This window comes from Novosphingobium ginsenosidimutans, assembly GCF_007954425.1.
Lineage (GTDB): Bacteria > Pseudomonadota > Alphaproteobacteria > Sphingomonadales > Sphingomonadaceae > Novosphingobium > Novosphingobium ginsenosidimutans.
The window spans coordinates 178516-203064 of record NZ_CP042345.1 but is presented as its reverse complement, the minus strand read 5'-3'; the positions used below and the strand labels follow the sequence as shown (position 1 = coordinate 203064).

Sequence of the window (24549 nt, the reverse complement as noted above, 5' to 3'; positions counted from 1 at the left end):
GCAAGGCGAACCTGCAATTTGGTGTGGAAGGGCGGCCCTAGCGCGGCTGGACTTCGATCGCGGCTGTCCCGGTGCCCCAAACCGGCAGGTAAAGCCCGCGTCCTGCGGCGCGGAGCGGTTCGGTGCGGACATTGTCGATCCGGGCGCGGATCACGAGCCGGCCTTCGCGCTGGGTATCGATCGCCCGGCCGATCTTGACCAGCAACGCGTCATAATCGCGCGAGAAGTTCTGCGATAGCGTCCCAGCGATGGTCTGCGAGATCGCCGGAGCATTGGCCAGCTGCAGCAGAAGGTCGGTCACCGCGCCATTGGTCACGCCCGCAACCTTTAGCTCGCGAAACTGGACCTCGCGGCTGTCGGGCGGATTGACCGGCAGCGCGGTCAGCCAGAGCGTCCCCGCAGTCTCGGGCAACCGCCCGGCCGCATCGCGCGCAGTAAAGCCGGCCCCCACGGCAATCCGGTTGCCGGTGGTGCCGTAGATCGTGACCCTGCCGAACTTGACGTTTACCGGGCCGATGGCGGGCAGCTCAATCGGCCGCGCTGCGCGCTTGACCAGCGCCTTCTGCACCACCGGTTCAAGCTGGGCATAGTCGGCGATGACCGGGATGAAGAACTGCATCGCGCCGGGCTCGGAGGTCATCGGCCGGACCGGGGGCAGCGGCACGGCGGGGGGATCTTCCGGCTGTGCCCCGATATAGGTCTCGGTCCGCGCCGCCATGCCAAGCCGAAGGATAAGCCGCCGTCCGCGCACGGCATAGCCGCCATACTGCAGCTCTTGCGGAGCGATGCGCATCCACACCGGCGGGTTGGCGCGGTTGAGGTTGAGCGAAGTGAAGGCCTGGCGCCAGGATTGGGCAACCTGCTGCCGTACCCCCAGCTTGGCGAGTTCACCCGGCAGGGTCCGCTCCAACCCAGCGATCACGCCCTTCAGCTTGGCGTCGGCTGGGCCGGTGAACTTGATCCGCTGGCCGAGGAAATCGATCCCCGGTTCGCGGGTCCAGTTGTAGTCGATGTCAATCCGCCCGCGCGGCGACCAGTCGGAGCCCATGTCGAGCCGCACGATCCCGCGAACCTGCGCGCTGGCCGTGGCAGTCTCCTGCTTGATGATCCCGGCGATCTTCTTTGCTCGCACAGTTGCGCGGATCGGCATGGTGATGACCAGATCGCGGCCTTTTCCTGTCAGGGTCAGCTGCCCGCGCGTTACCTCTCCCACCAGGTCGCACTTGATCTTCGGCGTCTTGATCTTGACGATCAGGACCTTGACCTTGTCCGAGGCGACGCAGGTCTGGCCGCGTTCGTCGATGGTCCAGAGCTGGTGTGGCACCGCGCGTTCGAGCGCCGCGTGAATCTGGTCGAGCCCGATCTCGACCGGCACGGCGATTACCGAGTTCTGCGCTTCGAGTTCAATTGCGTCATTGGCTCTGGGCGGGGCACCGCGCTCCGCTTCCGGGAGTTGGTTGCAACTGCCCAGCATAAGGGCGCCGGCCAGTGCTGCCGATCCGATCCCCCATGGTGACCAACGCGCCATCGCCTGCCCCCTTGCCAAGGCATTGGGACATAAACGCGCTTAAATGGCAATGGCTTCCAGGGGTTTCCGGGTTGGCGCGGCGCTGCAGCTCAGATGTGGATCGGCTTGCCCGTCACCGCCATCGCCGCTTCCTTGACCGCTTCGCTGTGGGTCGGGTGGGCATGGCAGGTATAGGCGATGTCTTCCGACGTCGCGCCGAATTCCATCGCCACGGCCGCTTCCGCGATCATCGTGCCGGCTACGGTGGCAATCGCCCAGACGCCCAGGACCTTGTCCGTCTTGGCATCGGCGATCACCTTCACGAAGCCGTCCGGCTCGTGGTTGGTCTTGGCACGGCTGTTGGCCATCATCGGAAACTTGCCAACCTTGATCTCACCCTGTTCGCGGGCCTGCTCTTCGGTCAGGCCAACGCCAGCGAATTCGGGCAGGGTATAGACCACGCCCGGGATCACGGCGTGGTTCACGATGCCGGTCAGCCCGGCAATGTTTTCGGCCACGGCAATGCCTTCGTCTTCGGCCTTGTGGGCCAGCATCGGGCCCGGAATGCAGTCTCCGATTGCCCAGACGCCGTCGACCTTGGTCCGGAAATCGTGATCGGTCTCGATCTGGCCGCGCGCGTTGAGTTCCAGCCCGATCTTGTCGAGGCCCAGGCCCTGTGTGTGCGGGCGGCGGCCAATGGCGACGAGCACGCAGTCCGCCTCAATCGTTTCAGCCGCGCCGCCCTTGGCCGGTTCTACCGTCAGCGTGGCCTTCTTGCCTTTGACCGTGGCGCTGGTGACCTTGGTGCCGAGCTTCAGTTCCATGCCCTGCTTCTTGAAAATCTTGGCGGCTTCCTTGCGGACATCGCCGTCCATGCCGGGCAGCAGTTGGTCAAGGAATTCAACCACGGTGACCTTGGCGCCCAGGCGCTTCCAGACCGAACCCATCTCAAGCCCGATCACGCCGCCGCCGATCACCACCAGGTGCTCGGGCACCTTGCTCAGCGCCAGCGCGCCGGTGCTGTCGACGATCACGCCCTTGTCGTTGTCAACCTCGACGCCGGGCAGCGGGGTGACGCTCGAACCCGTGGCGATTACAACGTTTTTGGCGGTGTAGTCCTTGCCGGCGACGGTGACGGTGTGGGCATCCTTGAAGCTGCCATAGCCCTTCAGCCAATCGACCTTGTTCTTCTTGAACAGGAATTCGATCCCGCCGGTCAGACCCTTGACCGCGTCAGCCTTGTCAGCCTGCAGCGCCGCGAGGTCGAGTTCGACCTTGCCCAACTTGACGCCATAGCGGGCAAGAGTGCCATTGGCCGCCTCGGCGAACTTTTCCGAGCCGTGGAGCAGGGCCTTCGAGGGGATGCAGCCGACGTTGAGGCAGGTTCCGCCCAGCGTCTCGCGCGCTTCGACGCAGGCGGTCTTCAGGCCGAGCTGGGCCGTGCGGATCGCTCCGACATAGCCGCCGGGGCCGGCACCGATGAAGATCACGTCATAATCGTACATGGCAACTTCCATTTTCGTTCAGGTGCCGCGGCTTACTTGGCCAGCCGCACGGCAGTATAGGATTTGGCGAGCAGCATGAAGCGCTCGGCATGCAGGCGGGAATCGGGAAACAGCGCGCGCATTTGTGCCTTGCTTAGCATCTGCGAACTGTCCGCAAAGCGGTAGGCGCTGATCATGTCGGGCGCGCGGCCCGCCGTCGCCAGCGGCAGCCATCGCATCAGCCGGGCGCGCAGCGGGCGGGGCGTCCAGTGGACCAGCGGCAGGCGCCAGAAATGCGGATCGATCGGGAACCAGAAGTTGGGCGACTGGACGAAATAGCTTGGCGCAATCCGCCGCACTTCGCCGGCAAAGGCTTCCATCTGCCAGGCCAGCCCGACATGCTCGATCACCGAGTTCGAATGGCACAGGTCAAAGCTGTTGTCGGCCAGGTCAAGTTTGCAGGCGTCACCGACCAGATAGGTGAACAGCGTCGGATCTTCATCGCCCGCGTAAAGCTCGAAGTCGGTCAGGTTGAGCAGGGTCACATGGACCTTGTGCTCACGTAGGAAGTCCGTTCCCAGCCGCCGCCAGTAATAGGCGCGGCCACCCAGATCGAGTAGCTGCAGCGTCTCGCCCCGACGCGGGGCAGCGGCGATCACCTGACGCAGCAGGCGATCGCGTTTGGCCCGGAACCAGTTGGAGAGCTGCTGCCGCAAGCCGGTTTAACCCCTTAGAGGTCGATCAGGATCCGGGTCGGATCCTCGATCGCTTCCTTGATGATCTTCAGTGCGGTCACGGCTTCGCGGCCGTCGATCAGGCGGTGGTCATAGGACAGCGCCAGGTACATCATCGGGCGGATCACGATCTGGCCGTTGCGAACAACCGGGCGGTCTTCGATGCGGTGCAGGCCCAGCACGGCCGACTGCGGTGGGTTGATGATCGGGGTCGACATCAGCGAACCGAACACGCCGCCGTTGGAGATGGTGAAGGTGCCGCCGGCCATGTCGGCCATGGTCAGCGTGCCTTCCTTGGCCTTCTTGCCATAGTCACCGATCGCCTTTTCGATCCCGGCAAAGCTCAGGTCCTGGCAATCGCGCACCACCGGCACGACGAGGCCGTTCGGGGCCGAAACCGCAACCGAGATATCGACATAGGGGTGGTAGACGATCTCATCGCCCTCGATCCGGGCATTGACCGCCGGAATGTCCTTCAGCGCGAGGCAGGCCGCCTTGGCGAAGAAGCCCATGAAGCCCAGGCGAACGCCATGCTTCTTTTCGAAGGCGTCCTTGTAGGTGTTGCGCGCCTCAATCACCGCCGACATGTCGCAATCGTTGAAGGTGGTGAGCAAGGCAGCGGTGTTCTGCGCGTCCTTGAGCCGGCGAGCGACCGTCTGGCGCAGGCGGGTCATCTTGACCCGTTCCTCGCCGCGATCACCGGCAGCAACCGGGGCTGGCGCCGGTGCGGCGGTAACGGCCGGGGCCGGGGCTGCGCTCTTCGCGGCGGCGGCGGCCAGCACGTCTTCCTTGGTCAGGCGGCCGTCCTTGCCGGTGCCCTTGATCGCGGTCGGATCCACGCCATGCTCCAGCACCGCGCGGCGCACGGCGGGGGAGAGGACGGCAGCGTCAGTGGTGTCTTTGGGAGCCGTGCTGTCCGAAGCCGGCGGTACCGGTGCCTCGGTGCGCTCGGCGATCGGAGCGGCACCGGCGGCGGCAACACCATCCTCAACCGTAGCGATCACCGCGCCTACCGAGACGTTGTCTCCCACCTTGGCAAGGTGCTGGCCCATCACGCCGGCGACCGGAGAAGGTACTTCTACGGCAACCTTGTCAGTCTCGAGGCTGGCAATCGGCTCATCGAGCGCGACCGGTTCACCCGGCTGCTTCAGCCATTCGCCAATGGTGGCTTCGGCCACGGATTCGCCCAAGGTCGGGACTTTGACTTCAGTAGACATGGTAATGCTTCCTCAGGCTTTCTTCTGCCGGCGGATTTCGGAGCGGACCGAGGTCCCAAGGGCATGGCCGATCAGGGCACCCTGTTCGCTGGTGTGGCGGCTGGCGAGGCCGGTGGCCGGCGAGGCGCTGGCGGTACGGCCAGCATAACGCGCGCGGTCAACCTTGCTCTTGGCTGCGGTCAGGGCTTCCTCGATCAGCGGTTCGACAAAGAACCACGAACCGTTGTTGCGCGGCTCTTCCTGGCACCAGACCACTTCTTCCAGGTTCTTCATCCGCGAGAAGCGCAGGGCCAGCGGCTCACCCGGGAAGGGATAGAGCTGCTCCAGCCGGATGATCTGGGTATCGGTGATCCCGGCGGCGTCGCGGGCTTCCATCAGGTCATAGGCGACCTTCCCCGAGCACAGGATGACCTTGCGGGTCTTCGCGTCGTCGGCGCCATTGATGTCGGACAGGATCCGCATGAAGTGGCCCTCACCAACGAAGTCGCTCGCCTCGCTCTTGGCCAGCGGGTGGCGCAGCAGCGACTTGGGCGTCATGATGATCAGCGGCTTGCGGAAGCCGCGATGCATCTGCCGGCGCAGCACATGGAAATAGTTGGCCGGGGTGGTGATGTTGCAGACCTGGATGTTGTCCTGGGCGCAAAGCTGCAGGAACCGCTCAAGCCGGGCCGATGAGTGTTCCGGACCCTGGCCCTCGTAGCCATGCGGCAGCAACATGACGAGGCCATTGGCGCGCAGCCACTTCGATTCCGAAGAGGCTACGTACTGGTCGATCACGATCTGCGCCCCATTGGCGAAATCGCCGAACTGCGCTTCCCACAGGACCAGGGTCTTCGGGTCGGCGCTGGCATAGCCATATTCGAAGCCGAGCACGCCGTATTCCGACAGCGGACTGTCGTGCACTTCGAACTTGCCGTGCGGCACGGTCGAAAGCGGGACATACTTGCGCTCGTCGGTCTGATCGACCCAGACCGCGTGGCGCTGGCTGAAGGTCCCGCGGCCAGAATCCTGGCCGGAGAGGCGGATGTTGTAGCCTTCCGAAGCAAGGCTGCCGAAGGCGAGTGCTTCACCGGTCGCCCAGTCGAAGCCGGTGCCAGTCGCAAACATGTCGCGCTTGGCATCGAGCACGCGGGCCAGCGTCTTGTGGATCGTCAGCCCTTCGGGAACCGTGGTCAGCGTGCGGCCGAGGCTGTCGAACAGCTTCTGCTCGATCCCCGTCGCCACGTTGCGGCGCGCGGTTTCCGGATCGGCCGGCTTGTTGAGGCCGGTCCAGCGGCCGGCGAACCAGTCCGCCTCGTTGGCCTTGTAGCCCTTCGATGCGTCGAACTCCTGCTCCAGCACCTGGGTGAAGCGCATCTCGTTCTCACCGGCCCAATCCTTGTCGATCACGCCCTGGGCAACCAGCCGGTCGGCATAGAGCTTCGACACGCCGGGGTGCTGGCGGATCTTCTGGTACATCAGCGGCTGGGTAAAGCTCGGCTCGTCGCCTTCGTTGTGCCCGAAGCGGCGATAGCACCACATGTCGACCACAATGTCGCGGCCGAAGGTCTGGCGATAGTCGATCGCCAGCTTGCAGGCGAAGGTCACGGCTTCGGGATCATCACCGTTGACGTGGATGATCGGCGCCTGGACGCCCTTGGCGACATCCGACGGGTAGGGTGAGCCACGTGAGAATTGCGGGCTGGTGGTGAAGCCGATCTGGTTGTTGATGATGAAGTGGATACAGCCGCCGGTGTTGTAACCCTTAACGCCCGAGAAGCCGAAGCATTCCCAGACAATGCCCTGGCCGGCAAAGGCGGCATCGCCGTGGATCAGGACGGGCAGGACCTGCTTGTGCTTGCCCTGACCAATGTCGTCGCGAAACACCTGCTGGGCGCGAACTTTGCCGAGCACGACCGGGTCAACCGTTTCGAGGTGCGACGGGTTGGGCACCAGGCTCATGTGAACCTTGATCCCGTCAAATTCGCGGTCGGTGCTGGTACCAAGGTGGTACTTCACATCGCCCGATCCGCCGACGTCTTCCGGGTTGGCCGTGCCGCCCGAGAATTCGTGGAAGATCACGCGGTAAGGCTTGGCCATCACGTTGGCGAGGACGTTGAGGCGGCCGCGGTGGGCCATGCCGTAAACGATCTCGCGCACGCCGCGGCTGCCGCCGTACTTGATCACCGCTTCCAGCGCCGGGATCATCGATTCCCCGCCATCAAGGCCGAACCGCTTGGTGCCGACGTACTTCTTGCCCAGGAACTTTTCGTACTGCTCACCGCGGATCACGGCGGCCAGGATTGCCTTCTTGCCTTCGGGGGTAAAGTCGATCGACTTGTCGCCGCCCTCGATGCGTTCCTGGATGAAGCGGCGCTCCTCCACGTCGGCGATGTGCATGTATTCGAAGCCGACCTTGCCGCAATAATTGCGCTTCAGGATATCGACCAGCTCGCGCACCGTGGCCCATTCGAGGCCAAGTGTGCCGCCCAGGTAAACCTTGCGATCCAGCGCTGCGCCGGAAAAGCCGTGGTAGGCCGGGTCAAGGTCGGCCGGCAGGTTCTGGTGGCTCAGGCCCAGCGGATCGAGATCGGCGCCAAGATGGCCGCGCACGCGATAGGTGCGCACCAGCATCATGGCCCGGATCGAATCCGCCGCAGCTACTTCGATCGCGCGCGGATCCATCGCCGCGCCCGCCTTGGCTGCAGCCGCCTTGATCGCCACCTGCATGGCGGTGGGATCGAGCGCCTGGGTCAGGTCGTCTTCGGCTGTGCCGCCAACCTGCGGCCAGTTCGAGCGCGCCCATGACGGACCCGGTTGCGGGTCGTCAGGCAGGAAATCGTGCAGTTCGTTACCCATGGGTATCCATCCTGGGGGAGGAGGGGTTGCGGATCGGACGCCCTCGGGCATCCGCGCAACCCCCTATGGATCAGGCCAGTTCCTTGAGCACTTCGGCGAGCGTTTCGCCGAGCAGGCTGGGCGAGTTCGAGACGCGGATGCCTGCGGCTTCCATCGCCGCGATCTTGCTTTCCGCGTCGCCCTTGCCGCCCGAAACGATCGCGCCGGCGTGGCCCATGCGGCGGCCCGGAGGGGCCGTGCGCCCGGCAATGAAGCCGGCCATCGGCTTCTTGCGGCCGCGCTTGGCTTCGTCGATCAGGAACTGCGCGGCCTGTTCTTCGGCATCGCCGCCGATCTCGCCGATCATAATGATCGACTTGGTCTCGTCATCAGCCAGGAACAGTTCGAGCACGTCGATGAAGTTGGTGCCGTTGACCGGGTCACCGCCGATGCCGACGGCGGTCGTCTGGCCCAGGCCGATGTTGGTGGTCTGGAACACGGCTTCATAGGTGAGGGTGCCCGAGCGGCTGACGACGCCGACCGAACCCTTCTTAAAGATCGAACCGGGCATGATGCCGATCTTGCACTCGTCCGGCGTCAGCACGCCGGGGCAGTTCGGGCCGATCAGGCGCGATTTGGAACCCGAAAGGGCGCGCTTCACCTTGACCATGTCGAGCACCGGAATGCCCTCGGTGATGCAGACGATCAGTTCCATCTCGGCGTCGATCGCTTCCAGGATCGCGTCGGCTGCACCCGGCGGCGGCACGTAGATGCACGAAGCGGTGGCGCCGGTTGCGGCCTTGGCTTCATGCACGGTGTCATACTGCGGCAGGCCGATGTGGGTCGTGCCGCCCTTGCCGGGGGTCACGCCCGCAACCATCTGCGTGCCGTAAGCCAGCGCCTGTTCGGTGTGGAAGGTACCGGTGGCGCCGGTCATCCCCTGGGTGATGACCTTGGTGTGCTTGTTGATGAGAATGGACATGGATTGAGGTCTCCCGGGGAGTTGTTCTTAGGCCAGCGACGGCTCGATCGCCTTGCAGGCGACCAGCAGTTCCTTGACCGCGTCGACCGAGACCTGGAAGTTCGCCTTGGCTTCGTCGTCGAGGGCGATTTCGATAACCTCTTCAGCACCGCCCGCACCGATCACGACCGGCACGCCGACGTAAAGGCCGTCCAGGCCGTACTTGCCGTCAACGTGGACCGCACAGGGCAGGATGCGCTTCTGGTCGCCCAGATAGGCTTCGGCCATGGCAATGGCGCTGGTGGCCGGGGCGTAATAGGCCGAACCGGTCTTGAGCAGGCCCACGATTTCGCCGCCGCCCGCACGGGTGCGGGCAACGATCGCGTCGAGGCGCTCCTTGGTCGACTTGCCCATCTTGACCAGGTCGGTGACGGGAATGCCGCTGATGGTCGAATATTCAAGCACCGGCACCATGGTGTCGCCGTGGCCGCCCAGCACGAAGGCGTTCACGTCCTTGACCGAAACGCCAAATTCCCAGGCGAGGAAGGTGGCGAAGCGGGCCGAATCGAGCACGCCGGCCATGCCGACCACCTTGTTGGCGGGGAGGCCCGAGAACTCGCGCAGCGCCCAGACCATCGCGTCGAGCGGGTTGGTGATGCAGATCACGAAAGCGTCGGGGGCGTGGCTCTTGATGCCTTCGCCGACCGACTTCATGACGCCAAGATTGATGCCCAGCAGGTCATCGCGGCTCATGCCCGGCTTGCGCGGCACGCCGGCGGTGACGATCACCACGTCGGCGCCGGCGATGTCGGCATAGTCATTGGTGCCCTTGATATTGGCGTCGAAGCCCTCGATCGGGCCGCACTGGGCCAGGTCGAGTGCCTTGCCCTGGGGCATGCCCTCGGCAATGTCGAACAGGACGATGTCGCCCATTTCCTTCTTCGCGGCGAGGTGGGCGAGTGTGCCACCGATCATGCCGGCACCGATAAGGGCGATCTTCTTGCGAGCCATCTTTGCCAAGTCCTTGTCCGTATTCGCGGGATCAGCGGCAGACATTCGGCAGGGCCCCAACCATCCCGCAAGGCGTGAGGGGCCAACCGGCGGGTTAGCGGGTGCCCTAAGCCGGTGAAATCGTGATTGCAAGGCTGGATAAAGTGCTAGCGGCAAATATCTTTGCGAATGCTTCGCAATTGCATTTGTCTAGGCAGATGCCCCTGCCGTAGCGGCAGGATCGCGCTCGGCGATCAACCCGTCGCGCGCTGCGGTTCGAACTTTTCGCGTTCCTGGGCGATCAGCATGGCGGCCAGGTAATCGGGCACGGCGCGGCTGAAGTAATAGCCCTGGCCCAGGGTGCAACCCGCGGCCTTGACCGCTTCGACCTGCTCGACCGTTTCCAGACCCTCAGCGACGATGGCCATGTCGAGCGTGGTGGCCATGCCCGAAACGGCGCGGATGATGGCGTCGCTCTTCTTGCCGGCATTGGGACCGGAAACGAAGCTGCGGTCGACCTTGATCTTCCCGAACGGATACTTGTTGAGATAGCCGAGCGAGGAATAGCCGGTGCCGAAATCGTCGAGCGCGAACCGCACGCCGGCAGCTGACAGCTCGGCAATGAAGTCCTCGGTCTGCTGCGAGTGGTCGAGCAGCACCGTTTCGGTGATCTCCAGCTCAAGCCGCCGCGGGTCGAGCTTGGCTTCGCGCAGCGCGTTGAGGATGCCCAGCGCAGCCCCCGGTGCCTTGATTTGCAGCGGCGAGAGGTTGACCGCGACAGTGATGTCCTCCGGCCAGGTTGCGGCTGCCTTGGCCGCTTGTGCCGTGATCCAGTTGCCCAGGGTGATGATCGCACCGGTTTCTTCGGCCACCGGTATGAACTCGTCGGGGCGCAGTTCGCCCTTTTCGGGGTGGAACCAGCGGACCAGCGCTTCGAACGCCTTGATCCGGCCGGTGGCCAGATCGACGATTGGCTGGAAGAAGATCGACAGCTCGTCGCGCTGCACCGCGACGCGCAGTTCGGCCTCGATCTCGCGGCGGCGCACGAGGTCGCGGCTCATCGAGCGGTCATAGAAACTGGCCTGGTTCCGGCCGTTGACCTTGGCATGATAGAGCGCAAGGTCAGCACCCAGCATCACGCTTTCAAGGTCGTCGCCGTCATCGGGCAGCAGTGCGACGCCCATCGAGCACGAAATCTCGAGCCGGTCATTCTCCAGCCGCATCGGCCGGGTGATCTCGCCCAGCACGGCAAGGGCAATCGTCTCCACCTCGCGGCGGTCCTTGACGTCGCAGGCCATGATAAACTCATCGCCGCCGAAGCGGCCGATCACGGCATCGGGTTTGGCTTGGCTGCGCAGGCGCTGGGCCACTTCGGTCAAGACCCGGTCACCAACCTGGTGGCCAAGCACGTCGTTGACTTCCTTGAACCGGTCGAGGTCGCACCAGAATAGGGCCAGCTTGGGTGCCGTGCGCGGCCGCGCGAGGTGCTCGACGAGGTAGTGGTTAAGGCCGGCGCGGTTGTGCAGCCCGGTCACCACATCGGTCCGGGCCAGATGCTGCATCTTGTCGGCAAGGCGTGCGCTGGTTTCGGCAGCAGCGATCGAATCGCGCAGCGTGCGGAAGATCTGCAACGCGATCGAGACCATGCCGGCAAAGCAGATGACGATCGCCGCAGCGAGGGTGCGCGCGGCGGTATCGCCAGTTTGCCACAGCGCGATGCAGATCGGGGTGAACGTCAGCACCATCCCGGCAACCGAAATGATCGGGCGGCCGGCGTTGCGGGTGGCCATGCCGCCGGCATAGCCGATCGCGTAACAGGCCATCAGCATCTGCGCGGCCAGCGGAATGTTGTAGGCGATCGTAAGCGCCGTAAAGAACCCGACCGTTGCCGTGTAGCTGAAGGCGCCCAGTTCGTAGAGCAGTTCCAGTCGCTTGGTATCGCGCACTTTCAGGCGCGGCAGACCGACCGCCATGGCAACCCGGGTCACGCCGATCGCCGAAAGTAGCAGGGCAACCTGCCAGATCAGCGCGTTTCCGGAATAGGCGGCAGCGACGAGAGCCGAGATGATACCGTTGGCGGCGCCGGCGGTCAGCGAGCCGGGATTTGCATACAGGTTGTCAACCAGCGTCCGCCGGACACGATCGTCCAACGCGTTGGTTCGGAAAAGTACCCGCAGCAAGGTTCGCCAGCGCTTGATTTCTTGCTCCCTCTTTAACCAGAGCGGCCTAGCGCAGAGAGGTCACCGATTAGTTAATGATCCGGTTACCGTGCCGCGTAGTCAGTCGTTACCCGCTGCTACCTGGGTCGACAGGACCTGGGCCATGCGCCGATCCAGCGTGCGGCAAATCCCCAGCCAGTGCAGGTAACCCTGCCGGTCGCCGCGGAAAAAGGCGTGCTCGGCGTTCTGACGGGCAACCGTGGCGGCACCCAGGCCATGCTCGGCAAAATGCTTGAGCGCGGCGCGCAGTTCGGCGCTGTGGCCCGGCGTGCCATTATCGTTGGCGGCGCGCCCGATGATCCGGTTGCGACGCGCCGGATTGACCAGCGCGGCAATCGGTGAACGGGCAGCGGCGAAATGGATTGGCATGGCGGACCTTAGCTTGTGGCAACGTTCCATTGGCCATAGCCAGGGCCCGCTAAGGCTTCGTGCGGAACTATGGTTGCTGAAGCTTAACCAAGTCGGGCGCGGGGGTGCCGGTTCCCGTCAGGTGCCGGGTGGGCCGATCCAGCGACCGGAATTCTGGTATTCGGGCCGCACGCCGTTGTCCTGTGGCAGGCGATCGCCGCGATAAAGCGCTTCGCCGCCGCGGTTCTGCACTTCAGGGGCATAGCTGGGCGCGGCATGCGGGCGGGCCGGCTGCAGACTGGCAGCAGGGAGCATCGCTGGCGCGGCTGCGGCCTGCAATCCCGCCTCGTAGGCCTTCTGCAGCGCCAGCGGATCAAGCGCCGGGTCGGGCAGCTTGTCCGCCGCCGCATTGCGGGCGTGCGGCGCTGCCACGGGCTCGCCGCCGCGATAGGCAAAGCGAAAGGCGCCAGCATCGCCCGCTGCTCCGCCGAAGCGATAGAAGCGGTGGGCGCCGACAGTGATGATGTGACGCAGGCTTGGCGCCCAGTAGGGGAAGATCGCGATGGTGTGGTAATGGGTGGCCAGGCCGACGCTACGCTCGACGTAACCCGAAAGGGCCGCGCGGGCGACGTTCTCGGCCCGGTACCAGAACATCCGGTTGGGCGCCTTGGCCAGCGAGCCATCGCAGGTGAAGCTGAACTGGCAGCCGGTCGACCGCTCAGAGCCCTGATAGACCACGCCGCAGACCGTGTTCGGGTAGCTGGGATGGGCGACGCGGTTGAGCACGACCTGCGCCACCGCGCGCTGGCCCTGGTCGCTTTCGCTGCGCGCTTCGTAATAGACCGCAGCGGTCAGGCATTCGAGTGCGCGGGTCCGGTCGACGCCCGAATTGTCGATCCGCATCGCCCGGGCGATCGGCCCGGCGCGTTCATCAACGAACAGCTGGTCGCCATCGGCGTCGCTTTGCGTCTCGACCAGCGGCGGCAGGACTTCGTCCTGAGCCAGATAGTAGAAGGCGGAACCGGGGAAGCTCTCACCCGGTCGTTCGAACGGCAGCGGCTCGACCTCGACTGAGGCAGATCCGGCGTTGCCGATCCCGAAGCCCTGCCAGTCGCCCGGCGCGGCAATCGCCGGAACGGCAAAAGCCGCCACCAGCACCAGCGCCCGCCGCCCCAGGTGCCGTCGGCGCAGCCGGGCGGCCAGCGTCGCCACGCGGCGGCGCTTGAACCGCGCGCCGAAATCACGCGGCCGGGGCTCCAGGCTGGGGGTTAGACCCTGTTTCATTTAGGTGGACGCATCGTCATCGCGTCAGGAAGCCCGCTGGCAAGGAACGGCGCGCAGCAGGGGCTGGCGGCCCCTGCAAGGCGACGCGACGCTGTCCAGCGGGCTTCCTGACGCGACCCCAAGGGGCGAGCCGAGTTTGGCCCGCCGCAGCGTTGCTCGTCGGTCACTATATACGAGCATTGCTCTCTCCTCGCGCCTCGCGCTGAGCCAAACTCGGCTCCGTGCCGATGCATCCACCTAAGTGAAACAGGGTCTAAAGTTGCGACCATTCGGTTCCTGCTGATTACGCGACGTAGCGCGTAAGGCCGGGACGGGGTGCCGCGCCACAACGCAAATCGCGCCGTGCCGAAGCGGGACGAGCCTGCGCGATAGCCTTAAGCGGTTAAAATCTTGCCCTTGCGGTTGGCCCGGATTAGGGATGCGGCACGTCATCGGTTGTCTGGTTAGCGCCAGACCTAAGAGGGAAGCGGTTGGAAATGCCGCGCTGCCCCCGCAACTGTGACCGGGGAGCCAAGCCTCCACATGCCACTGGTTTTCGGACTGGGAAGGCGGGGCAAGGCGCTGATCCGGGAGCCAGGAGACCTGCCAGTGACGGTCGTTCCGCAGCCGGGCGGGGTGTACCGGAATGCAGCAGAGGAACCGCAATCCCGCGGCTCCTTCCGCCATGAACGGCAGTTCGTTCATGATGGAAGGAATTCGTGTGAAATATCTGTTTTTACTTGCTACTTCGCTGACCTTTGCCACACCAGGCCTGGCGCAGGATCAGGATTCGGAGGATGGCGGTTGCTGCTTCCTGATCCATGAGCGGGTCAAGCCAGAAACCATCACTGTGGTTGCCTCTGGCACCGCCCAGCGCGTCAGTGAGACTGGCCAATCGATCAGCGTCATCGGCGCGAACGAGATCGCGTCGGTCCAGGGTCCCGACCTCACCCGCGTTCTCGAACGCCTGCCCGGCGTCTCACTCGCCCGCTCTGGCCCGCTCGGTAGCCAGACCAGCCTGTTCGTGCGCGGCGCCAATTCGCAGCAGCTGGTGGTGACGCTGGATGGCGTGCGGCTGGCGGATGTCGCCGCGCCGTCGGGCGGGTTCGACCTCGGCACACTGATGACCGGCGCAATCGACAAGATCGAACTGCTGCGCGGCTCCAACTCGGTGGTCTGGGGGTCGGATGCGATCGGCGGGGTACTCGCCCTGACTAGTGCCCAGATCGATGGCGTGCGGGCGGGATTCGAATATGGCGCGAACGACACGCTGACTGCCGACGCCACGCTGGGTACGTCCGGCAATGGCTATGGCCTGACGGTCAGCGGCGGTCATGTCCGCAGCGATGGCATCTCAGCCTATGCGCCGGGGACCGAGGCCGATGGCTTCCGCCAGTGGCATGGGTCGCTGCGCGGCTATGCCAGCTTGGCCGACGGCCTCTCGCTGGTTGCTGCTGCGCGCTATGCCGATAGCCGGGTCGATTTCGATGGCTTCCCGCCGCCGACTTTCAGCTTTGCCGATACACCCGAAGTGCAGACCACGCGCCAGGGCTCGGGCCGGATTGGGTTGGACTATGACGCCAGTGCGGTCTCGCTAAAGCTGGGCCTGGCCTATTCTGATACCCGCCGGGACTACTTCGACGATGCGGCCAGCACCGCGCCGAATTTCGCCACCAGCGGTCGGTCTTGGCGGGCCGATTTCTCTGGCAAGGCGGACCTGACCGACAGTGTCACTCTCAACTTTGGCGCGGACAGCGAGTGGACCCGCTTCACCACCAGCTTCGATCCCCAAAACGATGCCCGCCTCTCAAGCGCACACGTCCTGCTGGGCTACCACGCGGACGGCCTGCATCTTTCGGCTGGCGTCCGGGTCGATGATCATGACCGCTTCGGCACCCATTGGACCTTTGGCGCGAACGGGTCCTACGAACTGGCCGACAACCTGCGCCTGCGCGCATCCTATGGCGAGGGCTTCAAGGCGCCAACGCTGTACCAGCTCTACGGCTTTGGCGGGAACGTGGCGCTCCGGCCGGAGACCAGCAAGGCTTACGAGGCAGGGCTTGAATACGGCGATCGCAGTGGCAGCCGTCACCTGGCGATCACCCTGTTCCGCCGCGATAGCCGGAACCTGATCGATTACGTGTTCCCGGCCGGATACTTCAACACCGGCCGCACCCGCGCCGAGGGGGTAGAGGTGGAAGGCGGTTTCGCGCTGACTGACCAGCTCCGCGCTCGTCTCGCCTACAGCCACATCAAGGCGACCGACCGAGCGACGGGCCGCGATCTGCCCCGCCGCCCACGCGACCTCGCCAGTGCCGGGCTGGATTGGGAAACTCCAGTGGCCGGGCTCAAGCTGGGCGCGGACCTGCGCCTGGCGGGCGACAGCTTCGATGATCGCGGCAACTTCACCCGGCTCGATGGCTATGGTCTGCTGACCCTGCGCGCCAGCCTGCCGCTGGGCGAGCGGTTCGAGCTCTATGGCCGGGTCGAGAACGTGACCGATACGGATTACCAGACCGTCGCCGGTTACGGCACCTATGGCCGCTCGGCCTTCGTCGGGGTACGGGCCAAGTGGTAAAGCGCTGGGGCAGCCTCTTCGCGCTGGTGCTGGCAGGTTGCACTGCCGCCCCGGCGCGTGAGGCTGCCTCCCCAAATGCTGCACTGGCGCTGCCCACCATTGTCAGCCTCAATCCTTGTACCGATGCGATCCTGGCTGAGGTGGCCGCCCCGGCGCAGATCCTCGCGATCTCGCATTACAGCCAGGATCCGGCGGGGTCTTCGATGGACCTGGCCACAGCCCGGCAATTCCGTGCGACCGGCGGCTCGGTCGAGGAAGTGCTGGCGCTGAGACCCGATGTGGTGGTCGATGGCACCTTCACCCCGCCGGCCACCCGTTCGGCGCTGGAACGGCTGGGACTGAAGCTGGAGCAGGTGCCGATTGCTGCGACCGTGCCGGACAGCGTGGCGCAGGTCCGTCGTCTCGCGGCGCTGGCCGGGCATCCGCAGCGCGGCGAGGCGCTGGTTCGCCGGATTGAAGCGGCACTGGCGGCCAGCAAGGCGCCTGCTGGACCACCCGTTGACGCGATTGTCTGGCAAGGCGGCGGGATCGTCGCGGGAGAGGGGACATTGATCACCGCGCTGCTGGAGCACACCGGTTTCAGCAATGTCGCTGCCGCGCGCGGCCTCTCGCAGGCCAGCCATCTGCCGCTGGAAGCCATGCTGGCCCAGCCGCCGCGCGTGATCCTGGCCGCCGGCCACAGCCACGGCGAGGAAGACCGGCTGCTGGCCCATCCGGCGCTGGCCGGCCTCAAGCGCACGACCCGCGCGCCGCTGGAGCCGAAGCTGCTGTGGTGCGGCGGCCCGACAATCCCGAAGACCCTGGCCCGTTTGGCCGAAGTGCGGCGGACAATTCCCCTCCCGCTTGCGGGAGGGGCTAGGGGTGGGCCTTCCTCCATGCGCACCCAGGCGGGCCCACCCCCGACCCCTCCCGCAAGAGGGAGGGGAGAATGATGACCCGCCCCATCACCTTGCTGCTGGCCGCGCTGGCGCTGGTCTTGCCGCTCTCGCTGCTGGCGGGCCGGGTCTGGATCGATCCGACCGCGCCGCTCGGCCCGGAGGCCAGCCTGATCCTGGCCGAACTGCGCCTGCCGCGTGCGCTGCTGGCGGTGCTGATCGGCGCAGGCCTCGGCGCCAGCGGCGCGGCGATGCAGGGCTACCTGCGCAACCCGCTGGCCGATCCGGGGCTGTTCGGCATTGCCCCCGGCGCGGCGCTGGGCGCGGTGCTGAGCTTCTGGACCGGTTGGGCCAGCACCGGCTGGGCCTTGCCCGCCTTCGCGCTGATCGGGGCGGCGGGGGCGATGTTCCTCCTCACCCTGATCGCCGGGAGACAGGGCGGGGTCGTGCTGTTCACGCTGGCCGGCATGATGATCGCCAGCCTGGCCGGCGCGCTGATGAGCCTGGCGATCAGCCTGTCGCCTACGCCCTTTGCGATGAGCGAGATCGTGACCTGGCTGATGGGCGCGCTGACTGACCGTTCCTGGCGCGAGGTCTGGATTGCCGCGCCGCTGACGCTGGCCGGGATCGGTGTGCTGCAGGCGGCGGGCCGCGGGCTCGATGCCCTCACGCTGGGCGAAGCCGCGGCCCGTTCGCTCGGAATGGACCCGCGCCGCCTGCAAGTGCTGCTGGTGCTGGGCGTGGGCCTGACCGTGGGCGGCGGGGTGGCGGTAGCCGGGATCATCGGCTTTGTCGGGCTGATGGTGCCGCACTTCGTCCGCCGCTTCACCGATGGCCGGCCAAGCCACCTGATCCTGCCCTCGGCACTGGCGGGTGCATTGCTGGTGCTGGTCGCCGACTGCCTCTGCCGGATCCTCCCACTGGCGGGCGGAGAGTTGCGGCTGGGGATCGCACTCAGCCTGCTGGGCGCGCCCTTCTTCCTCAACCTGCTGCTGCGCTTGCGGCGGGAGCTGGTGTGATGCTGGCGGCCGAAGCCCTTGTCCTCCCCGGCCGCCTGCGCGGGGTCTCGCTGAACCTGCGGGCGGGCGAGGTCACGGCAATTTGTGGCCCCAACGGCGCAGGCAAATCGAGCCTGCTGTCCTGCCTTGCGGGACTGCTCGCGCCCACGAAGGGCGCGGTGACGCTTGATGATGCGCCGCTTGCCGCCATGCACCCCGAAGCTCGCGCCCGCGCGCTCGGTTATCTGCCGCAGACGCCCGAGGTGGCCTGGGACGTTTCGGTCCAGACCCTGGCCAGCCTTGGCCGCCTGCCCTGGCGCTCAAGCGCGGCTGAGGACTCCGCCGCCATTGATGCCGCGCTCGACGCGCTCGATCTGCCAGCCTTCGCGCACCGCCCGATCTCGCAGCTGTCTGGCGGCGAACGCGCCCGCGCGCTGCTCGCCCGGGTTCTGGCCGGCACGCCGCGCTGGCTGCTGGCGGATGAGCCGCTCGCCAATCTTGACCTCGCGCATCAGCTGGCCCTGCTGGGCCACCTGCGCGCCTGTGCCGCGCGGGGCATGGGGGTGGTGCTGGTGCTGCACGACCTGGCCCTGGCAATGAACCATGCCGACCGGGTGGTGGTGCTGGAACAGGGCGCGCTGGCCGCTGATGGCCCGCCCGACCTGGCGCTGGCCGAACCGGTGATCGCAAAGGTCTGGAACGTTCCGGCGCGCTGGCTGGGTGAGCCGGGCGCGCGGGCGCTGGCGGTGTGATCCGCGCTCAGTTGTCGCAATAGCTGTATTCGCCCGCGCGGCAGCGGCGCACCGCTTCGCGCCAGGCGGCCATCTTCTTTTCGTAGGCGGCGCGTTCGCGGGCGTGGTCGGCCAGGGCGGCCCGGTATTCGGCCTGGCGAGCGGGTTGTTCGCGGTAGGCCTGCCAGCCCTGCGCCTGCTGCGCCTCCTGCGCGCGAACCCGCTGCATCTCATTGATGTTGAGCTGGCGGATGATCGCCTTGTCCTTGGCCCGCGCCGCGGCGCTGCGGCTGAGCAGGGGGTCCTTGGGATCGTCTGCCCGGCCCGGGGCCGATACGGCGACGACGGACAGCGCCACTGCGCCAGCGATCAGACGAGCTTTCATAGGTTGCGACCCTCCCTTGGACCTGATCCGTTTGTGCCGCCAAGAGGTTAACGGAAACAATCCGAATTGCGGTAAACGGGGCGCGGCTGGTCGCAGGAACGAAGCGGGCCAACGGTACGGTAGCGCGCAGAGGACACCGTATTGCGGCCCCCTTGCGGGAATCGAACAAATCTGGAACAGCGGCGCCATGTCGCTCAGTAAAATCGTCGTGCGCGGAGCGCGCGAGCACAATCTCAAAGGCTTCGATGTCGAGCTGCCGCGCGACAGCCTGATCGTGATCACCGGCCTCTCCGGCTCCGGCAAGTCGAGCCTGGCGTTCGACACGATCTATGCCGAGGGTCAGCGGCGTTATGTCGAGAGTCTCTCGGCCTATGCGCGCCAGTTCCTCGAGTTGATGCAGAAGCCCGATGTCGAGCATATCGACGGCCTCAGCCCGGCGATCTCGATCGAGCAGAAGACCACCAGCCGCAACCCGCGCTCGACCGTGGCGACGGTGACCGAGATCTATGACTACATGCGCCTGCTCTGGGCCCGCACCGGCGTGCCCTATAGCCCCGCCACGGGTGAGCCGATCAGCGCGCAGACGGTCAGCCAGATGGTTGACCGGGTCATGGCCCTGCCCGAGGGGACGCGTGCCTATCTGCTTGCCCCGGTGGTGCGCGGCCGCAAGGGCGAATACCGCAAGGAGCTGGCCGAATGGCAGAAGGCCGGCTTCACCCGCGTGCGGATCGACGGCGAATTCTACGGGATCGAAGACGCCCCCGCGCTCGACAAGAAGTACAAGCATGACATCGAGGTCGTGGTCGATCGCATCGCGGTGCGCGAAGGGATCGAGACCCGCCTGGCGGACAGCTTCGAACAGGCGCTGAAGCTCGCCGATGGCCTCGCCTATATCGACCTCGCCGACGGCAATGTTCCCGGGCATGAGGGGGAGAAGGGCGGCGCGATGAAGGGCGCCGGCCTGCCCGACAACCGCATCGTCTTCTCCGAAAAGTTCGCCTGCCCGGTCTCCGGCTTCACCATCGAAAGCCTGGAACCCAGGCTGTTCAGCTTCAACGCGCCGATGGGCGCCTGCCCGGCCTGCGATGGCCTGGGCGAAAAGCTGCTGTTCGATCCGCAGCTGGTCGTCCCGAATGAGGCGCTCTCCCTCAAGCAGGGTGCGGTCGTGCCCTGGGCGAAGAGCAACCCGCCGTCGCCCTATTACATGCAGGTGCTGGCCAGCCTGGCGGCCGAGTTCGGCTTCAGCCTCGATACGCCATGGCAGGAGCTGCCGGTCGAGGTGCGGATCGTCATCCTCCACGGCACCGCCGGCCGGCCGGTCAACCTCACCTTCATCGACGGGAAAAAGAGCTACACGGTCAAGAAGCCGTTCGAGGGCGTGATCGGCAACCTCAACCGCCGCATGCTGCAGACCGAAAGCGCCTGGATGCGCGAGGAGCTGGGCAAGTTCCAGACCGCGCAGCCGTGCGAGGTTTGCGAGGGCAAGCGGCTCAAGCCCGAGGCGCTTAGCGTCAAGGTGGGCGGGGCGGACATCTCCTCGATCACCCGGCTCTCGGTCGCCGATGCGGTGGCATGGTTCAGCGGGCTCGACAGCCAGCTGACCAGCCAGCAGAGCCAGATCGCCCGCGCCATCCTGAAAGAGATCAACGAGCGGCTGGGCTTCCTCAACAACGTCGGGCTCGATTACCTCAACCTCGATCGCACTTCGGGCACGCTCTCGGGCGGGGAGAGCCAGCGCATCCGCCTCGCCAGCCAGATCGGCTCGGGCCTTTCGGGCGTGCTCTACGTGCTGGATGAACCGTCGATCGGCCTCCACCAGCGCGATAACGACATGCTGCTCGCCACGCTCAAGCGGCTGCGCGACCTGGGCAATACGGTGATCGTGGTGGAGCATGACGAGGATGCGATCCGCGCCGCCGATCACGTGGTTGATCTGGGCCCCGGCGCCGGGGTCCACGGGGGCGAGATCGTCGCCCAGGGGACGCTAAAGGATATCCTCAAAGCCAAGGACAGCCTGACCGGCCAGTACCTGTCCGGCGCCCGCAAGATCGAGGTGCCCAAGGCCCGCCGCAAGGGCAACGGCCACAAGCTGACGGTCCACAACGCCCGCGCCAACAACCTGCGCGGCGTCACGGCGGCGATCCCGCTCGGCACCTTCACCTGCGTCACCGGCGTTTCGGGCAGCGGCAAGAGCAGCCTCACGCTCGACACGCTCTATGCCGCCGCCGCCCGCACGCTCAACGGCGCGCGGGTCATCGCCGGCCCGCATGACAAGGTCACCGGCCTTGAACTGTGCGACAAGGTGATCGAGATCGATCAAAGCCCGATCGGCCGCACCCCGCGCAGCAACCCTGCCACCTATACCGGCGCCTTCACCCAGATCCGGGACTGGTTCGCCGGCCTGCCGGAATCTGGCGCGCGCGGCTACAAGGCCGGGCGGTTCAGCTTCAACGTCAAGGGCGGGCGGTGCGAGAAGTGCCAGGGCGACGGCCTGATCAAGATCGAGATGCACTTCCTCCCTGACGTTTACGTCACCTGCGAGGAATGCGGCGGCAAGCGCTACAACCGCGAAACGCTGGAGGTAAAGTTCAAGGGCCACTCGATCGCCGACGTGCTCGACATGACGATCGAGGACGCGGAAGAGTTCTTCAAGGCCGTCCCCCCGATCCGCGACAAGATGCACATGCTGAACGAGGTGGGGCTGGGCTACGTCAAGGTCGGCCAGCAGGCCACGACCCTCTCGGGCGGGGAAGCGCAGCGCGTCAAACTCGCCAAGGAACTCAGCCGGCGGTCAACCGGGCAGACGCTCTACATCCTCGATGAACCGACCACGGGACTGCATTTCGAGGACGTCCGCAAACTGCTGGAGGTGCTGCACCGGCTAGTGGACCAGGGCAATTCGGTCGTGGTGATCGAACACAATCTCGATGTGATCAAGACGGCGGACTGGATCATCGACCTGGGGCCAGAAGGCGGCGTGCGCGGTGGGGAGATCATTGCCGAAGGTACACCTGAAGAGGTCGTCAAGGCCAAGCGGTCCTATACCGCCAAGTACCTCGCGCCGTTGCTTGACCGGTAAGGGTAGACTGGCTCGGACTTGTTCCGGGGTGGCTGAGGGTACCCCGGAGCAGGGGTGTTTGTGGAGCGGAGCTTTACAGGGCGGGATTTGATCCTTTTGCCGAGGAGGACACTAGAAACTGGCCGTCCAACGCACTGTTATCCCGTAACATTTTGAAAGCATCTTGCTACATGGCCCGCCACTCGCCTTTATCTTGTCTTTCACTTTTGCTGTTGCATTCTTCTTAGATGGATCAAAAAAATCAATGTCATTCGTCACAATTACAAATCCCTTTGATCCAATTGCGAGCCTAATCCATTTATGATCACTCGTAGGAATGCCAAGACTGTTAAGGTGTTTGCGAATGGAGTTCGAAGAAAGCTCGTAGTATTTAATCTTTCCATGAACCGCCTGATCTGCAACCCAATCGCCTAATGCGAACGGAAATTTTCCACCCGCACACTGTAGCCACTCTTGAAGGCAATGTCCTTCTTCGTCTAAAGCGATGCAGGCGTTAGACAAGATCGCTTCTATGCATGTGTGGCCGATACCGGGTGACCCATTTACCCGCTCTTCTTGAAATTGGTGAATAGCATTCGCATCCACAGCATGTGGGGTCATCGCCGCGCCCTTTCGGCATATTCAAAGATCAGCTGAATTTCGCGTCGCGAGTTATCCTTGGCCCGTGAACTCTGTTGGGCGAGCGCCAGACTTTCTGATTGACGTTGCGGGAAGAAACCGCCTGGCCATTCTTGACTGAAAGTTCCATCTTCCTGGATCTCGATATCGTGCACTAATGATTCCGAATTCTGACGATGAACATAAAATATTCGCATTTCGTTTTCATCAATTGTTCCATCGGCAACGTGGCGTGCTAATCTTAGTATTAGATTATCACTATGCGTTTCGATAAATAACTGTCCTTGGTCCGGCACAACGCCAGCAAAAAAACTGCCTAGTGAAGCTTGCGCGTTGGGGTGCAGATGGATTTCCGGTTCTTGCACTAGTAATATTGGGTTTCCCCTATCTGGAGCTACCTGAATCGAATATATGTTGAGTGCGCTGGCAAGGACCGGTAAAACTTGGCTGCAACCGAATCCAACATCTGATAAATTGTGTTTGGTATTGTCAAAATCAACGAGAACAAGTTCAAAATGCCTTGGGCTAATACTGTCAATTCGGATACCGTTGGCAATTCCAGTCAATTGAAACCATTTTGAGATGTACTCCTCAATCCCTTTGCTTTCGCCACCTCGCTTTGAGGTGTCGTTGGCTAAAAGGAGGGCGGTATTTGCGCCAGTAGTGCCTATGCGTTCTGCTCGTTCGCCTGAATAGAGATATGTTCGTTCAGGCTTTTCCCGGATCGGACTAAGCGAATCGAAGCTACTAAAAGATCGGCGCAACCTTATTCGGGCTTGCGTGATCGCGCGATCTGCGCGCCGCAAGAGTCCGAGGACACTCTCTGGTACATCTTCCTCACGAAAGCGTCTCATCATCTGCAGTGAGTAAGAGCTATTGATGGGCGCAAGATTGCGAAACGCTGGTCTTACTTTTCTCGTTCCTTGGATCAGACGATCAACATCTTTGCCGAAAAGCCTGAAGTCGAATGAGTCTTTTCGAGATGAGTAAAATAAAACTTGTCTTTCGTTCTCATAAAGTTCGTATCTAACTATTTCTATCTCACGGCGCTGGCTTCTGTACTTGAACTCAATGCGAATCTCGAATTCAAAAAAGCTAAGATCGAATCCCATCGGCGTGTTAGACCGACCACCATGTACTAAATCTAGGTATGTGCCAAGACTATCAAAGGGTCCATTTAGAATTAATGGACTCTGACTTACATCGTTATTTAGGACTGTTTGGGCGATCATGTTTAAAGCGCTCAGGGCGCTTGATTTTCCGGAATTATTTGGACCGACGAAGACATTAAACTTTCCAAAATGAAAAGTCTGATTCCGGAACGCGCGGAAATTTCGTAACGTAAGTTTCTTCAGCATTAGTTGGATTCCCGATCGCGAATTATCGTCCAGTCCCTAGTTGGCACTCGCGGCGTCAATGATATAGCTATGCTCAAAAGGGAGATATTGCCAAGCCTTAAACTTGGATCGAGATATCGCGGTGTGTATGTTGTGGGTATGTCGTGTTAGGGGTCGGGCCGCGAGAATGCGCCAACTCCCCTAATCCTCACACCCCACCGCCAACACCGCCTTCAACCGCACCGCCCGCTCCGGATGGACCCGGCTCTTGCCCACAAACCGGAACACCACCGCGCCCTTGGCTACGTCATAGCCGGCCTGGCAGGCGAGCCGGGCGCCGAGGCGGTCGGTGGCGCGTTCGGCCTCGCGGCGGGTGGCGGCGTCGCCTTCGCCCGTGTGGCCCAGGCA

General features: G+C 64.2%; 18 protein-coding genes and 1 riboswitch. Of the genes, 5 read left to right on the top strand and 13 right to left on the bottom strand.

Features of this window, described 5'->3' with window-relative positions:
* Positions 1–37 precede the first annotated feature (37 nt).
* The 10 genes from FRF71_RS00935 to FRF71_RS00890 form a co-directional block, all read right to left on the bottom strand.
* Positions 38–1528 (bottom strand): DUF4403 family protein, encoded by a 1491-nt coding sequence (locus FRF71_RS00935; protein ID WP_147088786.1) that lies wholly within the window; start codon positions 1526–1528, stop codon positions 38–40.
* Positions 1529–1617: 89 nt separating this feature from the next.
* Positions 1618–3024, bottom strand: coding sequence for a dihydrolipoyl dehydrogenase (gene lpdA, locus FRF71_RS00930; RefSeq protein WP_147088785.1), 1407 nt, complete (start codon positions 3022–3024; stop codon positions 1618–1620).
* Positions 3025–3044: 20 nt separating this feature from the next.
* Positions 3045–3707: a class I SAM-dependent methyltransferase gene (locus tag FRF71_RS00925; RefSeq protein WP_147088784.1), complete on the bottom strand. Its 663-nt coding sequence runs from the start codon at positions 3705–3707 to the stop codon at positions 3045–3047.
* 14 nt (positions 3708–3721) lie between these two features.
* The gene (gene odhB / locus FRF71_RS00920) at positions 3722–4942 is read right to left on the bottom strand and encodes a 2-oxoglutarate dehydrogenase complex dihydrolipoyllysine-residue succinyltransferase (protein ID WP_147088783.1); all 1221 of its coding nucleotides are present in this window, start codon (positions 4940–4942) and stop codon (positions 3722–3724) included.
* Between the two features lie 12 nt (positions 4943–4954).
* Complete coding sequence (locus FRF71_RS00915) at positions 4955–7780, bottom strand: 2-oxoglutarate dehydrogenase E1 component (protein WP_147088782.1); 2826 nt, start codon at positions 7778–7780, stop codon at positions 4955–4957.
* Between the two features lie 70 nt (positions 7781–7850).
* A complete protein-coding gene (gene sucD / locus FRF71_RS00910) occupies positions 7851–8741 on the bottom strand; it encodes a succinate--CoA ligase subunit alpha (protein WP_147088781.1) in 891 nt (296 codons plus the stop codon).
* A gap of 27 nt (positions 8742–8768) precedes the next feature.
* On the bottom strand, positions 8769–9731 hold the full coding sequence (gene mdh / locus FRF71_RS00905; protein WP_147088780.1) for a malate dehydrogenase: 963 nt from the start codon (positions 9729–9731) through the stop codon (positions 8769–8771).
* A gap of 233 nt (positions 9732–9964) precedes the next feature.
* Entirely contained in the window at positions 9965–11860 is a 1896-nt protein-coding gene (locus FRF71_RS00900; protein ID WP_147088779.1) for a putative bifunctional diguanylate cyclase/phosphodiesterase, read from the bottom strand.
* A gap of 129 nt (positions 11861–11989) precedes the next feature.
* Positions 11990–12298 carry a hypothetical protein gene (locus FRF71_RS00895; RefSeq protein WP_147088778.1) on the bottom strand — a complete coding sequence of 103 codons (309 nt, stop codon included), beginning with the start codon at positions 12296–12298 and terminating at the stop codon, positions 11990–11992.
* A 117-nt stretch (positions 12299–12415) separates the two neighbouring features.
* On the bottom strand, positions 12416–13561 hold the full coding sequence (locus FRF71_RS00890; protein WP_147088777.1) for a cell wall hydrolase: 1146 nt from the start codon (positions 13559–13561) through the stop codon (positions 12416–12418).
* A 415-nt stretch (positions 13562–13976) separates the two neighbouring features.
* A riboswitch (cobalamin riboswitch) is annotated at positions 13977–14165 on the top strand.
* A gap of 96 nt (positions 14166–14261) precedes the next feature.
* Between FRF71_RS00890 and FRF71_RS00885 the strand changes: the two genes are divergently transcribed.
* The 4 genes from FRF71_RS00885 to FRF71_RS00870 are packed head-to-tail and all read left to right on the top strand — an operon-like array spanning position 14262 to position 18743.
* Entirely contained in the window at positions 14262–16118 is a 1857-nt protein-coding gene (locus tag FRF71_RS00885; RefSeq protein ID WP_147088776.1) for a TonB-dependent receptor plug domain-containing protein, read from the top strand.
* A complete protein-coding gene (locus FRF71_RS00880; RefSeq protein ID WP_238339322.1) occupies positions 16112–17050 on the top strand; it encodes an ABC transporter substrate-binding protein in 939 nt (312 codons plus the stop codon). Before FRF71_RS00885 ends, FRF71_RS00880 begins: the two co-directional genes overlap by 7 nt.
* Positions 17050–18012 (top strand): FecCD family ABC transporter permease, encoded by a 963-nt coding sequence (locus FRF71_RS00875; RefSeq protein ID WP_192900022.1) that lies wholly within the window; start codon positions 17050–17052, stop codon positions 18010–18012. Before FRF71_RS00880 ends, FRF71_RS00875 begins: the two co-directional genes overlap by 1 nt.
* Complete coding sequence (locus tag FRF71_RS00870) at positions 18012–18743, top strand: ABC transporter ATP-binding protein (RefSeq protein ID WP_147088774.1); 732 nt, start codon at positions 18012–18014, stop codon at positions 18741–18743. The genes FRF71_RS00875 and FRF71_RS00870 overlap by 1 nt, the downstream gene beginning before the upstream one ends.
* A 7-nt stretch (positions 18744–18750) precedes the next feature.
* Here the strand turns inward: FRF71_RS00870 and FRF71_RS00865 are convergent, their stop codons facing one another.
* Complete coding sequence (locus tag FRF71_RS00865) at positions 18751–19107, bottom strand: hypothetical protein (RefSeq protein WP_147088773.1); 357 nt, start codon at positions 19105–19107, stop codon at positions 18751–18753.
* A 187-nt stretch (positions 19108–19294) separates the two neighbouring features.
* Between FRF71_RS00865 and uvrA the strand changes: the two genes are divergently transcribed.
* Positions 19295–22186 carry an excinuclease ABC subunit UvrA gene (uvrA, locus tag FRF71_RS00860; protein ID WP_147088772.1) on the top strand — a complete coding sequence of 964 codons (2892 nt, stop codon included), beginning with the start codon at positions 19295–19297 and terminating at the stop codon, positions 22184–22186.
* Between the two features lie 111 nt (positions 22187–22297).
* On the opposite strand, the gene FRF71_RS00855 is transcribed toward uvrA, so the two are convergent.
* Both FRF71_RS00855 and FRF71_RS00850 read right to left on the bottom strand, forming a co-directional pair.
* Positions 22298–22786, bottom strand: coding sequence for a hypothetical protein (locus FRF71_RS00855; protein ID WP_147088771.1), 489 nt, complete (start codon positions 22784–22786; stop codon positions 22298–22300).
* On the bottom strand, positions 22783–24162 hold the full coding sequence (locus FRF71_RS00850) for an AAA family ATPase (protein ID WP_147088770.1): 1380 nt from the start codon (positions 24160–24162) through the stop codon (positions 22783–22785). The genes FRF71_RS00855 and FRF71_RS00850 overlap by 4 nt, the downstream gene beginning before the upstream one ends.
* Positions 24163–24549 lie beyond the last annotated feature (387 nt).

What these genes read in the sequence shown, in the direction of transcription:
- lpdA (WP_147088785.1), bottom strand. Translation starts at nt 3,024, where the DNA reads ATGGAAGTTGCCATGTACGATTATGACGTGATCTTCATCGGTGCCGGC.
- FRF71_RS00895 (WP_147088778.1), bottom strand. Translation starts at nt 12,298, where the DNA reads ATGCCAATCCATTTCGCCGCTGCCCGTTCACCGATTGCCGCGCTGGTC.
- mdh (WP_147088780.1), bottom strand. Translation starts at nt 9,731, where the DNA reads ATGGCTCGCAAGAAGATCGCCCTTATCGGTGCCGGCATGATCGGTGGC.
- FRF71_RS00890 (WP_147088777.1), bottom strand. Translation starts at nt 13,561, where the DNA reads ATGAAACAGGGTCTAACCCCCAGCCTGGAGCCCCGGCCGCGTGATTTC.
- FRF71_RS00915 (WP_147088782.1), bottom strand. Translation starts at nt 7,780, where the DNA reads ATGGGTAACGAACTGCACGATTTCCTGCCTGACGACCCGCAACCGGGT.
- FRF71_RS00935 (WP_147088786.1), bottom strand. Translation starts at nt 1,528, where the DNA reads ATGGCGCGTTGGTCACCATGGGGGATCGGATCGGCAGCACTGGCCGGC.
- uvrA (WP_147088772.1), top strand. Translation starts at nt 19,295, where the DNA reads ATGTCGCTCAGTAAAATCGTCGTGCGCGGAGCGCGCGAGCACAATCTC.
- odhB (WP_147088783.1), bottom strand. Translation starts at nt 4,942, where the DNA reads ATGTCTACTGAAGTCAAAGTCCCGACCTTGGGCGAATCCGTGGCCGAA.
- FRF71_RS00865 (WP_147088773.1), bottom strand. Translation starts at nt 19,107, where the DNA reads ATGAAAGCTCGTCTGATCGCTGGCGCAGTGGCGCTGTCCGTCGTCGCC.
- sucD (WP_147088781.1), bottom strand. Translation starts at nt 8,741, where the DNA reads ATGTCCATTCTCATCAACAAGCACACCAAGGTCATCACCCAGGGGATG.
- FRF71_RS00870 (WP_147088774.1), top strand. Translation starts at nt 18,012, where the DNA reads ATGCTGGCGGCCGAAGCCCTTGTCCTCCCCGGCCGCCTGCGCGGGGTC.
- FRF71_RS00855 (WP_147088771.1), bottom strand. Translation starts at nt 22,786, where the DNA reads ATGACCCCACATGCTGTGGATGCGAATGCTATTCACCAATTTCAAGAA.
- FRF71_RS00875 (WP_192900022.1), top strand. Translation starts at nt 17,050, where the DNA reads ATGACCCGCCCCATCACCTTGCTGCTGGCCGCGCTGGCGCTGGTCTTG.
- FRF71_RS00850 (WP_147088770.1), bottom strand. Translation starts at nt 24,162, where the DNA reads ATGCTGAAGAAACTTACGTTACGAAATTTCCGCGCGTTCCGGAATCAG.